At 69.0% G+C, this 14786-nt stretch carries 15 protein-coding genes; 5 read left to right on the top strand and 10 right to left on the bottom strand.

The window, feature by feature from the left end; genetic code table 11:
• Positions 1-152: 152 nt before the first annotated feature.
• The 3 genes from ACZ54P_RS09435 to cofC are packed head-to-tail and all read right to left on the bottom strand — an operon-like array spanning position 153 to position 4091.
• The gene (locus ACZ54P_RS09435) at positions 153-1088 is read right to left on the bottom strand and encodes an NUDIX hydrolase (RefSeq protein ID WP_465461053.1); all 936 of its coding nucleotides are present in this window, start codon (positions 1086-1088) and stop codon (positions 153-155) included.
• Positions 1085-3403 carry an RNA degradosome polyphosphate kinase gene (locus tag ACZ54P_RS09430; RefSeq protein WP_465461052.1) on the bottom strand — a complete coding sequence of 773 codons (2319 nt, stop codon included), beginning with the start codon at positions 3401-3403 and terminating at the stop codon, positions 1085-1087. The genes ACZ54P_RS09435 and ACZ54P_RS09430 overlap by 4 nt, the downstream gene beginning before the upstream one ends.
• 58 nt (positions 3404-3461) lie before the next feature.
• Positions 3462-4091, bottom strand: a complete 630-nt coding sequence (cofC, locus tag ACZ54P_RS09425) for a 2-phospho-L-lactate guanylyltransferase (protein WP_465461051.1) — start codon at positions 4089-4091, stop codon at positions 3462-3464.
• Positions 4092-4200: 109 nt separating this feature from the next.
• Here cofC and ACZ54P_RS09420 point away from each other — a divergent pair, with 109 nt between their 5' ends.
• From ACZ54P_RS09420 to ACZ54P_RS09410, 3 genes are all read left to right on the top strand, one after another.
• The gene (locus ACZ54P_RS09420; RefSeq protein WP_465461050.1) at positions 4201-4905 is read left to right on the top strand and encodes a lysophospholipid acyltransferase family protein; all 705 of its coding nucleotides are present in this window, start codon (positions 4201-4203) and stop codon (positions 4903-4905) included.
• Positions 4905-5930, top strand: a complete 1026-nt coding sequence (locus ACZ54P_RS09415) for an NAD(P)H-dependent glycerol-3-phosphate dehydrogenase (RefSeq protein WP_465461049.1) — start codon at positions 4905-4907, stop codon at positions 5928-5930. The genes ACZ54P_RS09420 and ACZ54P_RS09415 overlap by 1 nt, the downstream gene beginning before the upstream one ends.
• A gap of 365 nt (positions 5931-6295) precedes the next feature.
• Positions 6296-6775, top strand: a complete 480-nt coding sequence (locus ACZ54P_RS09410) for a cysteine dioxygenase (protein ID WP_465461048.1) — start codon at positions 6296-6298, stop codon at positions 6773-6775.
• 60 nt (positions 6776-6835) lie between these two features.
• Here ACZ54P_RS09410 and ACZ54P_RS09405 read toward each other — a convergent pair whose 3' ends face one another.
• From ACZ54P_RS09405 to ACZ54P_RS09380, 6 genes are all read right to left on the bottom strand, one after another.
• The gene (locus ACZ54P_RS09405; RefSeq protein ID WP_465461047.1) at positions 6836-7846 is read right to left on the bottom strand and encodes an asparaginase; all 1011 of its coding nucleotides are present in this window, start codon (positions 7844-7846) and stop codon (positions 6836-6838) included.
• A gap of 86 nt (positions 7847-7932) precedes the next feature.
• Positions 7933-8757, bottom strand: coding sequence for a class I SAM-dependent methyltransferase (locus ACZ54P_RS09400; protein ID WP_465461046.1), 825 nt, complete (start codon positions 8755-8757; stop codon positions 7933-7935).
• Positions 8754-9134 carry a VOC family protein gene (locus ACZ54P_RS09395; protein ID WP_465461045.1) on the bottom strand — a complete coding sequence of 127 codons (381 nt, stop codon included), beginning with the start codon at positions 9132-9134 and terminating at the stop codon, positions 8754-8756. Before ACZ54P_RS09395 ends, ACZ54P_RS09400 begins: the two co-directional genes overlap by 4 nt.
• A gap of 42 nt (positions 9135-9176) precedes the next feature.
• Entirely contained in the window at positions 9177-9914 is a 738-nt protein-coding gene (locus ACZ54P_RS09390) for an FAD:protein FMN transferase (protein ID WP_465461044.1), read from the bottom strand.
• Positions 9911-10336 carry an FMN-binding protein gene (locus tag ACZ54P_RS09385; protein WP_465461043.1) on the bottom strand — a complete coding sequence of 142 codons (426 nt, stop codon included), beginning with the start codon at positions 10334-10336 and terminating at the stop codon, positions 9911-9913. The genes ACZ54P_RS09390 and ACZ54P_RS09385 overlap by 4 nt, the downstream gene beginning before the upstream one ends.
• Positions 10337-10354: 18 nt before the next feature.
• A complete protein-coding gene (locus ACZ54P_RS09380; RefSeq protein WP_465461443.1) occupies positions 10355-11701 on the bottom strand; it encodes a ferredoxin reductase family protein in 1347 nt (448 codons plus the stop codon).
• Between the two features lie 136 nt (positions 11702-11837).
• Between ACZ54P_RS09380 and ACZ54P_RS09375 the strand changes: the two genes are divergently transcribed.
• Together ACZ54P_RS09375 and ACZ54P_RS09370 are read left to right on the top strand one after the other, a co-directional pair.
• Positions 11838-12536, top strand: a complete 699-nt coding sequence (locus ACZ54P_RS09375; RefSeq protein WP_465461042.1) for a response regulator transcription factor — start codon at positions 11838-11840, stop codon at positions 12534-12536.
• The gene (locus tag ACZ54P_RS09370; protein WP_465461041.1) at positions 12533-13969 is read left to right on the top strand and encodes a sensor histidine kinase; all 1437 of its coding nucleotides are present in this window, start codon (positions 12533-12535) and stop codon (positions 13967-13969) included. Before ACZ54P_RS09375 ends, ACZ54P_RS09370 begins: the two co-directional genes overlap by 4 nt.
• 77 nt (positions 13970-14046) lie before the next feature.
• Here the strand turns inward: ACZ54P_RS09370 and ACZ54P_RS09365 are convergent, their stop codons facing one another.
• Positions 14047-14700, bottom strand: coding sequence for a pyridoxamine 5'-phosphate oxidase family protein (locus ACZ54P_RS09365; RefSeq protein WP_465461040.1), 654 nt, complete (start codon positions 14698-14700; stop codon positions 14047-14049).
• Positions 14701-14786 lie beyond the last annotated feature (86 nt).

The following is a 14786-nucleotide window of genomic DNA, read 5'->3' as shown; positions in this document are numbered from 1 at the left end:
AAGCTCCGGTCGTGGACCATCGGCGTCCGACCCCCGTGTCGCGAAAGCCACTTTCGGGACACCAGACGTCGTGAAAGTGGCTTTCGCGACACGCCACGTTCGCCTTACCCCTCAAGAGAACCGTCATCACCACTCACGAGGCGGCTCGACACTCAGGGATGCGCCGGCGCCGGCGTGGGCAGAGGCGACGCGAAGTAGTCCGCCGCCACCAGCACCGGTCCGTCTTGTTCGGTCGGCGACCGGAAGGACAGGACCCAGAACGAGCCCTTCTTCGACGGCACCACACCGCCCCGCGCGGCGGGCAGCTCGACGCCGTCGCGGTCGGCCAGCGCGCTGACGACGTCCGGGATCACGCCGCCCTGGCTGGAGATCACCGGTGTCCCGCCGTCACCCGCGATGGCGAGCAGCCGCGCTACGCCGAGCACCGGGTCAGGCCAGTAGCCCTCTTCCGACAGCAGTGGCTCGTGCCGGATCTCGACCTCGAGATCTTCGGCGAGCCCGTTCACCGTCTGAACGCACCGGAGCCGCGGCGCCGAGAGCACCCTGGCCGGCCCGTAGTGCCGCAGCAGCGAACGCAACGCTTCGGCTTGCCGCTGACCCGCGTCCGAAAGCGGCCGCAGGTCGTCGTCGCCGTTCCACTCGTCGCGTTTGCCCGCCTTGGCGTGCCGTACCAGGATCACCGTGGTGAGTTCGGCGGGCAGCGCGGAGAACTCGCGCAGCACCCGCACGTCACCAGGGCGCGTCAGCAGTCTCTCCGCGGTCTCCGCGTCGAGCCAGCGCAGTTCGTCGACTTCCTCGTTCGGGGCGAACTCGCCCGAAACCGCGTGGGCGGAGAAGTAGTCGACGGTCTTCGGCGAATCCGCGACGGTGTACTCGGTCCGGAACAGATACCGGCCGAGCACCGCCTCGAAGCCGGTCTCCTCTTGGATCTCGCGGACCGCGGCCCGCGCGATGGTCTCGCCCGGATCCAGCTTTCCCTTCGGCAGCGACCAATCGTCGTAGCGCGGCCGGTGGACCAGCGCGACCTCGATCCGATCGCCGTCACGACGCCAGAGGACGGCACCCGCCGCCCGCACGACCGCGCTCATCCGGCGGCTCCGTGTCGCTTCGCCAGTTCGACCTGGTGATCGCGGACGTCGTCGCCGGACGCGGGGGACGGGGTCCACTCGCCGGTCGAGTTCAGCACCCAGCACCGGGTCGAGGGGTGCAGCGCGGATTCGAAGATGTAGTCCAGCTGCGCCGTCAGCTTCGGGTCCTTGACCCGCACCAGCGCCTCGATCCGGCGGTCCAGGTTGCGGTGCATCATGTCCGCGCTGCCGATCCACCGCGTGCCGCCCGCCCGGAAGGTGAAGACACGCGAGTGCTCCAGGAAGCGGCCGAGGACGGACCGCACATGGATGTTCTCGCTCAGCCCCTCCACACCCGGTTTCAGCGAGCAGATCCCGCGCACCACGATGTCGACCGGCACTCCGGCCTGCGAAGCGTGGTACAGCGCGTCGATCACCTGCTCGTCGACGAGCGAGTTGCACTTGATCCGGATCCCGGCGGTCTGCCCGGCGCGCGCGAGTTCGATCTCCTCGCCGATCGCGCGCACGATGCCGCGGCGGATCCCGTGCGGCGACGTGAGGATGTTGCGGTAGGTGTCCTGCCGGGAGTACCCGGTGAGCACGTTGAACAGATCCGTCAGATCCGCGCCGATCGTCGGATCGGCGGTCAGGAGACCGAGATCCTCGTAGAGGCGCGCCGTCTTCGGGTTGTAGTTGCCGGTGCCGATGTGGCAGTAGCGGCGGATGGTCGAACCCTCCTGACGCACCACCATCGACACCTTGCAGTGTGTCTTCAGCCCGACGAGCCCGTAGACCACGTGCACCCCGGCGCGTTCCAGCGTGCGCGCCCAGGTGATGTTGGCCTGCTCGTCGAACCGCGCCTTGATCTCGACCAGCGCGACGACCTGCTTGCCCGCCTCGGCGGCGTCGATCAGCGCGTCGACGATCGGGGAGTCCCCGGAGGTGCGGTACAGCGTCTGCTTGATCGCCAGCACCTTGTCGTCCGCGGCGGCCTGTTCGATGAACCGCTGGACGCTGGTGGAGAACGAGTCGTACGGGTGATGCACGAGGACGTCGCCCTCGCGCAGCGTCGCGAACACCGACTTCGGCGTCTCGCGCTCACCGAACGCCGGATGGGTGGCGGGGACGAAAGGACGGTCCTTCAGTTCCTTCCTGTCCACTCCGGACAGCTGGTGCAGGCAGGTCAGGTCCAGGAGACCGGGGACCTCGACGACGTCGCGCGGATCGACCTCCAGCTCGCGGAGCAGCAGTTCGAGCATGTGCTCGCTCATGTCCTGTGCGACTTCGAGCCGCACCGGCGGGCCGAACCGGCGCTGGGCCAGTTCGCGCTCCAGTGCCTGGAGGAGGTCCTCGTCCCGGTCCTCTTCGACCTCGAAATCCGCGTTGCGGGTGACCCGGAACGCGTGGTGTTCGGTGACCTCCATCCCGGTGAACAGCTCACCGAGGTGGGCGGCGATCAGTTCCTCCAGCGGAAGGAAGGTCGCGGTGTGGCTCTCCCTGGGCTGCTGCTCGATCCGCATCAGGCGAGGCACGTTGCTCGGCACCTTGACGCGCGCGAACCGCTCGGTACCCGCCTCGGGGTCCCGGACGGTGATGGCCATGTTGAGCGAAAGGCCCGAAATGTAGGGGAACGGGTGCGCGGGATCCACGGCCAGCGGTGTGAGCACCGGGAAGATCTGCTCGCTGAAGTAATTGGACAGCCGGAGCTGGTCGGCGCCGGTCAGGTCGTTCCAGCCGACGATGTGGATGTCCTCGTCGGCCAGTCGCGGCCGCAGGTGCAGTTCGAAGGCGTTCGTATGCCGCTCGACCAGGTCCTGGTTGCGTTTGGCGATGTAGGCCAGCTGCTCGCGGGGGGTCAGCCCGTCCGCGCTGCGGACCGGGAGGCCCGTCTCGTCGCGGCGCTTCAGCCCGGCGACCCGCACCATGTAGAACTCGTCCAAATTGGACGCGAAGATCGCCAGGAACTTGGCGCGTTCGAGCAGCGGCTGCGACTCGTCCTCGGCCAGCGCGAGCACACGCGCGTTGAAGTCCTGCCACGACAGCTCACGGTTGAAGTAGCGGTCGTCGGGCAGTGTCTCGACGGCGGTCGGCGCCGAGGTCACCGCGGGCGGCGCGGTGGGCAGCGCGCGGAACTCCTGTGCGGGACGGCTCGCCGAACCGCCGCGCGTCGCGCGGATGGCCGCGCGCGGGGTGCTGTTCGTCTTCACCGCGGGACTGCTCTTCCTCGCCCGGACGGGCTTGGTGCCGCTGTGGTCCGGTTCCGGTTTCGCGGCGGAGGTCTTCCGCTTCCTTGCCGAGTTCGGGGTGCCGCCGTCGTTTGTGCTCACGGGCTTCATTGTTCACCACTCGGCGCGATTATGTGCGCCGCGCGCGGGACGCCGGGGTGAACTCTCGTCACATCGCCACGCAGGGTGTTCCCAACAGCGTTGACGTGCGCTTTCCGGCACCCAGGGTGCGGACGTGAGCGAGATCATCCGCGGTGTCCACGTCGGCGCGGAGCGATTCCGCGGCGATCGTGAGCGGCGTCGCACCGGAAGCGGTGTGCGCCCGCGCGGAACCCTCGCCGAAGCGGGGGGCAAGTGGCAGACCGGCCGCCGCGAGCAGCAGCGTCGTGCCCGTTCCCTGCCGGTCCGCGACGAACGCCCGTCCTCCGGCGGCCTCGGCGAGCGCCGCGGTGAGGTCTTCGGTCCGCAACGCGGGCAGGTCGGCCTGCAGGGCGCCGACGAGACCGGACGGCGTGTCCCGGCGAAGCAGTTCTTCGCCGTGACGAAGGGCAGCGTTCAAACCGCCTCGCGACGGCTCGGCGACGATCTCCACCCCGAGCTCGACGAGCTCCGCCACCGACGCCGGTTCGGCGGCGACCACCAGCACCCGGCGGACCCCGTCCGCCGAGGTCGCCGCGGCCAGCGTGTCGTACGCCAGCGCCAGCACCAGTTCGGCGTGCCGTTCGGCCACGACCGCGCCGCGAAGGCGCGACTTGCCCTGCGCCGGGCGTTTCATCGGCACGATCAGGTCCACGTCCACATCTGCATTCTTACCCGACCCTCCCTGGACCCCGCTCGTGCTCGGGCGGCAGGATCACTACGGCATCGATGACCTGTGAGCGGCACGCGCGACTTCGAGGAGGACGAAATTGGCCCGACGTGAGAAGGGCGGCTTCTGGGTTGGCGTCGCCGCCGCACTGTTCTATCCAGCGACCGCCATCGCCAAGCGCGTCTACCGCGGTGCCGAGAAGATCCCCCGCGAAGGCGGTGCGTTGCTGCTGCTCAACCACGTGTCCCACATGGACCCGGCGGTGGACGCGGTGTTCGTGCACCGTCAGAAGCGGGTGCCGCGTTTCCTGGGCAAGGAGAGCCTGACCAGGACGCCGGTCTTCGGCAAGATCTTCGTCGGTGCCGGACAGATTCCGGTTTCGCGCGGCTCGGCCGCCGCCGGCGACAGCCTCAAGGCCGCCCACCAGGCGTTGCGTGACGGCAAGGTCGTGGTGATCTATCCGGAGGGGACGATCAGCAAAGACCCCGACGGCTGGACGAAGAAGCCGTTCACCGGCGCCGCGCGGCTCGCGCTGGAAACCGACGTGCCGGTGATCCCGATCGCCCGCTGGGGCACGAACCACATTTTCAACGGCTACACGAAGAAGTTCACGCCATTCCCGCGCAAGACGATCACGCATCTGGTCGGGGAGCCGCTGGACTTGTCGGCCTACAAGGACGGCTCCACTCGCAGCGCGGCCAAACTGCGCGAGGTCACCGAGTTGATGATGACCGAGATCACCGCGTTGCTCGCGGAGATCCGCCAGGAGGAACCGCCCGCGAAGAAGCCGGAGGACGACGCCTGATGGCCGGAACCGCCACCGAGGTCCAGCGCCTGACCGTGCTCGGCGCGGGGTCGTGGGGGACGGCGTTCGCCAAGGTGCTCGGCGATGCCGGCCGCGACGTGACCATCTGGGCCCGGCGGCCCGAGGTCGCGGCGGAAATCCGGGAACGCCACCGTAATTCATCCTATTTGCCCGATATCGAACTCCCCGAGCGGATCACCGCGACGGCGGATCCGGCCGAGGCACTCGACGGCGCGCAGGCCGTCGTCCTCGCCGTGCCGAGCCAGACCTTGCGGGCCAATCTGTCGGAGTGGTCCGGTCTGCTGCCGCGCGAGGCGATCCTGGTGAGTCTCGCGAAAGGCGTCGAACTGGGCACGCTCAAGCGGATGAGCCAGGTCATCGCCGAGATCGCCGCCGTCGACGACAGCCGGATCGTGGTCGTTTCCGGCCCGAACCTGGCGAAGGAGATCGCGCTGGGGCAGCCGTCGGCAGCGGTGGTCGCGTGCACGGACCACGACAACGCCAAGGCGATCCAGCAGGCGAGCTTCAACCAGTACTTCCGGCCGTACACCAACACCGACGTCGTCGGCTGCGAACTGGGCGGCGCGTGCAAGAACGTCATCGCCTTGAGCTGCGGCATGGCCGCCGGGCTCGGCCTCGGCACCAACACGATGGCGACGCTGATCACCCGAGGGCTGGCCGAGATGGCGCGGCTCGGCGCGAAACTCGGTGCCGATCCGCTCACCTTCGCCGGGCTCGCCGGCGTCGGCGACCTGGTGGCGACATGTTCTTCTCCGCTGTCGCGCAACCGGACGTTCGGCGAACGGCTGGGCAGGGGGGAGACCCTGCAGGAGGCACTGGACGCCGCGGGCGGGCAGGTCGCCGAGGGCGTGAAGTCGTGCACGTCGATCCGGGAACTCGCGCTGAGCCTCGACGTCGACATGCCCATCACCGACGCGATGCACCGCGTGTGCCACGAAGGGGTCGACCCGCGGCGCGCGGGAGCCGAGCTGCTCGGACGGTCGCAGAAGCACGAGTGGTCCTGACCACGCGTGTTTTCGAGTCCCGCAACGGCGCCTCGTATGGGGATCGCACCGGCTCGGCAGAGTGAAGGGCGTCCATCACGCGCAATCTCACCCGACCGCGCAAGGAAGACCGCAAGAACGCGACAGACCTGGGCGGATTCGTGCTGCCAGCATGGTCGGTACGTGCGGAACTCATGGTCCACGGTGTGAGATCGGTTGACCGCCGGGCTCCGCACTGGTTCGCTGTCGGCATGTTCGCACGTGGGATGACTGTGTCGCGGGGCCTCTCGGGTCTTGGCGCCGTCGCGTGTGCGTCGTGTCGCTGTTGTCGGTGAACCAGCACCCGGCCCAGCTCGACACCTTCTTCCTTCTGCGAGGACACCTTCATGTTCGCCGTCCCGGACAACACGCTCGTCATTCCCGAAAACCCCGCCCTGCGCCATCCGGTGCGCGTCGCGCTCGAATTCGCGGCGGACCGTGACCGCTGGCGGCACCTGCTGCGCTACGACCCGGAGACGCGGTTCTCCGCGCTCGTCGACAGCGACGAACTGCAGGAGATCTGGCTGATGAGCTGGCTGCCAGGCCAGCACACCGACCTGCACGACCACGAGTTCGCCGCGGGCGCGTTCACCGTGGTCAGCGGGCAGCTGAGCGAGACCGTCGCCCGGCGCGCCGTCGACGGGCGTGCGGTGACGGAGCTGCATTCGCTGTCGGCCGGTCAATCACGCGTCTTCGGACCCGGCTACATCCACGAAGTGCGCAATGAGGGCCCGGACCCCGCCGTCAGCGTGCACGTTTACCGGCACCAGCCCCGCGCCATGCGCCCGTACCACCTGGACCCCATCTCCGGCCCGGCCCGCGTTTAGTCCTCTCAATGCGTTCCTTGCGTGCGCAACTACCGCATTGAGAGGACTAAACGCGGGAAATCAGGTGAGGTCGCCGCGGAGGCGGAATTCGGCCTCGACGCGGTCCCGGGACGCACCGGTGGCGAGAAGCGTGTGCAGCAGGAGGCGGGACTTACGCGGGTCGAGCCAGCCCGCCATGGTCGCGCCCATCGCGATCAGGTCCGACTCCGAGCCACGGAAGCCATAGGTACTCCGGAACGTCGGCCCGGCGCCGGTGCGGCCGGCGACCACGATCGGCACTTCCGGCAGCGCACGTTCGATCACGTCCGCGGTCGCGGCCGAAACGTGCCCGGCCCCGTTCGCGGCGAGCACCACCCCCTTGACCCCGGCCTTGACCAGCGTCTCCAGCAGCTCTCCGGTGTCCTCGACGCCGCTCTCGACGATCGGCACCAGCCCGGAGAAGTCGGCGTTCTCCAACGACAACGCCGCCGGGCGCGGGGCGACCGGGTGGAAGTAGTGCACCGCCCCCTCCGCGAGCAGCCCGAGTGGACCGGCGGGATTCGACGAGAACGCCTCGACGTGACTCGAATGCGTCTTGCGGACCCAGCGCGCGAGGTGGACGTCGTCGTTGAACGCGACCAGCGAACCGCGTCCCCGGCTGCGGGGTTCGGCCGCGACGGTCAGCGCGGCGAGCAGGTTCGCCGCGCCGTCGGCGCTGGGCAGGCTGGGATTGCGCATGGCACCGGTGATGACGATGGGTGCCTCGGAAGCCCAAGTCAGCTCGAAGAAGTACGCCGTCTCTTCGAGCGTGTCCGTGCCTTGGACCACGACGACGCCTTGGGCGCCTTCGCCGACGGCTCGCGCGGCCCAGTCGAGGGTCCTGATCAGCGTCGCGAAGTCCATCGACGCGCTGGAAATGCCCGCGAGTGTCTCCGCGCGGACGTCCATCTCCAGGTTCTCGCCGAGGCCGCCGAGCAGGTCCGTGGCGCTGAGCCGGGGGACCGCGTGGTCTTCCCCGTCGCCGGGGACCATGGAGATGGTGCCGCCCAGGGCGGCGACGGCGACCAGCGGCCGTCGGGATTCACTCGACATACTGCCCATTCTTCAAACCCGGCCTGCCCGGGGACAAGCGTTTAGTCCTCTAAATGCGCGGGTGACCGCCACGTGAGCCCTGCCTCTCAGGAGCGTTTGACGGCTTCGAGGGTGAAGCTAGCCGCCAGCCGCTGGGGATCCTTCGCCAGCCGCCATTCCTCCGTCGCGGCGTCCAGGGTCATGAAGCCAGGCAGCGCGTTCCACGGCACGCTGTCGTGTTCCACCAGCCGGGTCAGCGTCAGACCCGCGTCGAGCAGCGACATGACGATCTCGCCCAGCCCGTGGTTCCACTCGTGCGTCCGGTTGTGCCGGAACTCCACGTCGGTGTCCACATAGGTCCCCGGCTCGTCGAACACCAGCGGTTCGGCCTGCTCGAAGTACGGATAGCGTGGCGTGATCAGCGGCTGGGTCTCGTCGAGGGTGCCCAGCATCGGGTGCATGTCCCGGATGAACAGCCGCCCGCCCGGCTTCAGCAGCGAGCCGACGACCCGTCCCCAGCGGGCGATGTCGGGCAGCCAGCAGATCGCGCCGATTCCCGTGTAGACGAGGTCGAACTGCCCGATGCCCAGCACGTCGGCGGCACTGTACACATCGGACTCGTGGTAATCGATCTCCGCACCCGTCTCGGCGGCCAGCCGTCGCGCGATCTCCAGCGCGGGCGCGGAGAAGTCGAGTCCGGTCATCCGCGCCCCGAGCCGGGACAGGGAAAGCGTGTCGGTGCCGATATGGCATTGCAGATGCACGCCGCGCAGACCGTCGACGTCACCGAGCAGCGGCCGGTCGAAGCGGACCACACCGCTGAGGTGCGCGGGGTCCTTCACGAACCGTTCGTAGCCGTAATCCGCCGACGCCGCGTGCGCCGGGGCGCGTTCGTCCCAGTTCGCCCGGTTGACGGTCACGTAGTCCGTCATGAAGTGGCGGCCTTTTCGGCGGCGCTGCGCAGCACGCAGAATTCGTTGTCCTCGGGGTCACCGAGGACGGCCCAGCCGGTGCCGTCGGGATTGCGCCGGTCGTGCAGGAGGGTCGCGCCGAGCTTCAGCAGGCGCTCCACCTCCTCGTCGCGCGGGATGTCCGGCTGCAGACAAAGGTGGATGCGGTTCTTCACGGTCTTCGGTTCGGGGACCTGGCCGAAGAACAGGGTCACGCCGTTGTCCAGCTCGATGATCGCTTCGGGGTCCCCGGGCTGGTCGTCGTCGGCCATCGGCTTGCCGACGACACCGCTCCAGAACCGCCCCAGTTCGTAGGCGTCGGTGCAGTCGAAGAAGAAATTCTGTACGACAGAGGTCATGACGCCGCAGTCTGCCCGAGCCCGCGAAACCCGGCCAACGGTTTAAGCGAGCCGCAACCCCGGCGACCGGTGCACCTGCCGTTCCGCGTCGATGACCAGCACCTGGCAGCCCGGCTGTGACGCGACCCAGGAGATCCCTTCGGCCCCCATCGCGAAAGCGGCCGTGGCCAGGGAATCCGCCGTGACGAGGTCGTCGGCGACGACCGTGACGCTCAGCAGCCCGGTGGCCGGGAGCCCGGTCCGCCCGTCCAGGATGTGCGCGCCGCGTTCGTATTCCGCCGACGTCGCGACGGCGCCGCCGGCCGACTCCACCACGGCGCAGATCGCGTCCGGCTGTTCGGGATGCCGGATGCCCACGCGCCAAGGACGGCCGGGTTCCGGTTCGCCGGAGGTGACGACGTCCCCGCCCGCGTTGATACAGAAGACGTCCAGCCCTTCGGCGTGCAGCGCCACCGCCGCCCGCTGGACCGCCCAGCCTTTGACCACCGCGTTCGGGTCGAGCCGCCGTCCGGGGAGCCGGGCGGTGAACGCCCCGCCGGACAGCCGTTCGTAGTGATCGCACAACGAAAGCACTTCGAGCAGGTCGTCGCTCAGTTCCGAGGGGGCGAGTTCACCGCGGTCGTAGCGGCAGACCTCACTGTCGGCCTTGACCGGGCTGAACCGGGCGTCGACCTCGCGCAACCAGCCGAAGACGCCGTCGACAACGAGCTCGGCGAGGTGGCCGCCCGCCCGGACGTCGACCGAGACCGGCAGTCCCATCACCTGCTCGACGCGGTTCATCTGGCGTCCAGCGCCGCCTGCAGCGATTTGACGTACGACTCGCTCGTCGCCGTCGCCCCGGAGACGGTGTCGATGTCGGCGCTCTGCGCGGTCAGCGTCTCCTCCTGCAGGATCGGGATCGCGGCCACCCCGCGCCCGCTGGTCGGCCGCCGCAGCAGCCGGACATCGGAGATCTTGTCCTCGGCCGAAATCACCAGCCGCACCTGGACGGTGCCATAGCGGTTGCTTTCGACCGAGCCGTCCAAGGTGCGTTCGGCCCCTTCGGACGCGCCACCGTCCGAAGTGGACGCACTCGGTGGTGCGGGCGCGGGCGCGGGTGCGGCCACGGTCTCCGAGCCGAGCGGACCCGGTTCGTACAGCCAGACACCGAGGAAGCCGGCGGCCGAAAGAGCGACCGTGGCGGCGACGATGGTCTTCTTCATGATCGGGGACTCCCTGACTCAGGCGGCGAGGCTGAAGCGTTCGGCGTGGACCTGCTGATTCGGCACCCGCAGTTCGCGAAGACTGCGCAACGTCGCCGAGGTCATCCCGGGCGGGCCGCAGACGAAGACGTCCCGTTCCGCCACGTCCGGCACCACCCGCCGCAGGTTGTGCGGCCCGAGCACCGGACCGTGCGGACCGGCCGAATCGGACGGTCCACTGAGGACCCGGACGACCGCGCCGCGCGCCCGTGCCAGCCCCATAAGCTCCGGCAGGAGGACGGCGTCGTTCTCGCTGCGCACGCGGTAGAGGACCACGACGTGCCCGGCGATCTCCTCCAGCAGCGCGCGGATCGGCGTGATCCCGACCCCGCCCGCGATCAGCAGCGCGTCCGGTTTCCGTTGGTGCATCGTGGTGAACGCGCCGTACGGGCCTTCGGCGAACACCCGCGTGCCGACCTTAAGCGAACGCAACGACGCGCTGCCGTCACCGGCCGCCTTCGCGGTCAGCCGCAGGGTCCGGCCGTCGGGAGCGGCCGACAGTGAGAACGGATTGGCCTGCCACCAGCGATCCCTGGTCATGAAGCGCCACAGGAAGAACTGACCTGCCTTCGCGGGCATCTTGTCGAGGTGCTTGCCGGTCATGTACACCGAGACGACGTCGTGGGATTCGGGGACCACGGCGACGACCTTCAACCGGTGACGCAGATTCCGGGCCAGCGGCAGCACCACGCGGCCGGCGAGCACCGAGCCGAGCGCGACACCCCACATCGCCCACCAGTAGACCTGTGCCCCCCGCGACGACGCGATCGATCCACCCAGCGCGATCTGATGGGTGAACGCCAGCACGACCGCGGCATAGGTGTAGAGGTGGAGGAAATGCCAGGTTTCGTACGCCAGGCGGCGACGGGCGAAGCGCGCGGAGACGGCCCCGACCAGCAGGATCAGCGCGAACGCGACGACAGCGCGCAGGATCCCCTCCAGTTTGGTCACCATCGTGACGAACTCGTCCACCACGCCGCTGTCCTCGACCTGCGCGTAACCGAAGACGAGAAAGACGAAGTGGGCGAGCAACGTCCACAGCAGGCTGAATCCGGTCCAGCGGTGCCAGACGGTGAGCCGGTCCATGCCGAGACGGCGGTCCAGCCACGGCAGCCGGGCGACCAGCAGCAACTGGAACGCCATCGCCAGCGCCCCGTACAGCCCGGCGAGCCTGCCGATGCTGATGAGGACGTTGTCCGAGGGCCCGGCGGCGAAGAAGAGCATGGTCACGGCGGCCACGTTGGCCCCGAGGAAGGTGAAGAGCCCCGCACGTGCCGCGATCCTGGGACGGATCGCCGGGCGCGGTCTCACGGCGGTCTGCGTCATGGTGGTCACACGTGGTCCCTTCCGGTCCGGTTCAAATACGTGCCACCCGGTGACCTTTCTGGGCGGAACCTGTCGGCTTGCTGTCGGGTGGGCTCCCACCTCGCCCTCGCGCGCGCGTTCACGGAGGATGGGCCTTGTGCACACCGAGAACCCCGTCCGCCTGCTCGTGGTGGACGACGAGCCGCATATCGCCGACCTGGTGGCCACCGTCGCCAGGTACGAAGGCTGGGAAGCCGTCACCGCCGGATCGGGTGAGGCCGCGCTCGCCAAGGCCACCGAATTCGCGCCCGACATCGTCGTGCTCGACCTGATGCTGCCCGGGATCGACGGGTTCACCGTGCTGGACAAACTCCGCGAGGCGGGGACGGCCGTCCCGGTCGTCTTCCTCACCGCGAAGGACGCGACCGCGGACCGGGTCGCGGGGCTCACCCGCGGCGGGGACGACTACCTCGTCAAACCGTTTTCCGTCGAGGAACTGATGGCGCGGCTGCGCGCGGTCCTGCGCCGCAGCGGCAGCCGGCCGAGGACCGCGGCGTTGCTGCGGGTCGGTGATCTGACCCTGAACGAGGACACCCGTGAAGTCGCGCGCGACGGCGAACCCGTCGAGCTGACACCGACCGAGTACGAACTGCTGCGCTACCTCATGCGGCGTTCGCCCTCGGTGCTGACGAAGGCGCAGATCCTCGACCACGTCTGGGAATACGACTTCGGCGGCCGGTCCAATGTGGTCGAACTCGTCATCTCGCATCTGCGCCGCAAACTCGACGCCGGGAACGAACCGCTGATCCACACCGTGCGCGGCGTGGGGTACGTGGTCCGGCAGGCGGCGAGATGAAGATGCTGCGCCGGTGGTATGACGCCTGGTGCTCCTCACGGCTCGGCACCCGGCTGGCGCTGGGGCTCGGCGTGCTGGCGCTGGTCGTGTTCGCCGTCGTCGGCACCGTGATGGTCGGCATCATGAAGGGCTACCTGAACGACCGGCTCGACGAACAGCTCGCCAAGACCCAGATCAGCCAGGTCCCGTCGCTGCGCACCACGCACGGCGGGAAACCGCAGCAGTCCTACGGCTGGTTCTCGGCGGTGTTCTCGGTGCGGAACGGCGACGCGCTGCCGCAGGCGGGCGGTTCCCTGCCACCGGACACGAAGGCACTCGAAAAGGTCGCCGAGGACGCGACGCGGACCGAGGTGCTGCGCACCGTCTACATCGAGGACAAGGGCACCTACCGCGTCCGGGCCTGCCCGATCGAGCCGAGCCAGAACATCGTGCTGGTCAGCGCCGCGCCGCAGGCGGAGCTGGACCGGACGGTGAACCAGCTGGTGATGGTCGAGGTCGTCGCGTTCCTGCTGGCGCTGGCGGTGCTGGTGATCGCCGGACGGCTGGTGCTGCGGCGCGGGCTGCGACCGCTGAGCGACATGGCCGGGACGGCGCACGACATCGCGTCGCACGATCTTACCACGAACGCCGATCTTCCGGTGCGCGCCACGGCGAACGGCGGCGGCGCCGAGGTCGAGGAACTGCGGACGGCGTTCAACGTGATGCTGGCGCACCTCGATTCCTCACTGGCCGCGCGCCGCGAGGCGAACGAACGGCTGCGGCGCTTCATCGCCGACGCCTCCCACGAACTGCGCACGCCGCTGACGTCGATCCGGGGCTACGCCGAACTTTTCCAGTACGCGGCGGCGAACGAACCCGCCGAACGCGAGGCGCACCTGTCGAAGATCCGTGAAGAGACCGAGCGGATGAGCGTGCTCGTCGACGACCTCCTGCTGCTCGCGCGCCTCGACGCCCCGGAGACCGAAGCGCCGCTGCGACTGGTCGATGTCGACGTCGCCGAGCTGATCACCGACGCGGGCGAGGCCTTCACCGCCGGTCGCCCGGATCATCCGCTGACCGTCGATCCGCTACCGGAAGGTGTTGTCCTGCAAGCGGATCCGGTGCGCCTGCGGCAGGTGCTGGACAATCTGCTCGCCAACGCCGCGGTGCACACGCCGCCGGGGACGGCGGTCACGCTGTCGGCTTCAGCCTCGGATTCGGAGGTCCTCCTGCGGGTGAGCGACGTCGGCCCGGGGATCCCGCCGGACGCGCGGGAGCGGATCTTCGACCGGTTCTACCGGGTCGACACCGCCCGCACCCGCGGCAACGGCGGGACCGGACTCGGGCTCTCGGTGGTGCTCTCGCTGGTCTCCGCGCACGGCGGGGCGATCGACGTCGCGAGCGTGCCGGGGTCGACGACGTTCACCGTGCGGCTGCCGCGCCACCGCCCGTAACCCTCCAGCGCGCGCTATGAAAGGACCTTTCCTTGCAAAATTTGCAAGGAAAGGTCCTTTCATAGCGCCGGTGAGCGCTACCCGACGCGCCGCTTCACGTGGTCCGGTACCGTCCACTCCGAAGCGAGGTCCGCCGACGGCTCCGGCTCCCCGAACACGGTCCGCACCGGCAGCACCCCCGCCCACGAGAGATCCGCCGCGACCTCGTCTTCAGGATCATCCGGACCTTCGCCGCGCATCTTCACCGACGCCTCGGTGAGGTCCAGTTCCAGCACCGAAACCGACGCGAACTCCTTCGCGTTGACGTCCCGCGCGTGCTCCCACGAGCCGGGCGCGAGGTGGTCGGTCAGCACGCGGAGGCCGCGCATCTTCCGGTCGGCGTCGGTCACCGCCCTCGCCTTGCCCAGGATCACCGCGCTGCGGTAGTTCATCGAATGGTTGTTGACCGAGCGCGCGTAGACGATGCCGTCGAGCAGGGTCACCGTGACGCAGACCTCGACGCCGTCGGAGTCGCGCATACTCCTCGCGCCGGTCGATCCGTGCAGGTAGAGCGTGTTCCCGTCGCGGCCGTAGCCGGTCGGGACGACCAGCGGGAAGCCGTCGCGCACGACGCCGAGATGACAGATCAGGGCTTCGTCGAGCACCGCGTACAGCGCCGAGCGGTCGGTGAGCGCGCGGTTCTTCTTGCGGCCGAGCGTGGTTCGGTCGGTGGGCGAGAGCGGGGTGGACATGGGAGCAGTCTCACCCACCAGAGTGGCCTGTAATAACGGCCAATTCTCCTATACTTGAGAAGGCCACTTCCGGAAGTGTGGAGTAC

This window comes from Amycolatopsis sp. NPDC034160 (assembly GCF_055575355.1).
The sequence above is the reverse complement of the archived record's forward strand: the minus strand, read 5'-3'. Positions and strand labels throughout refer to the sequence as shown.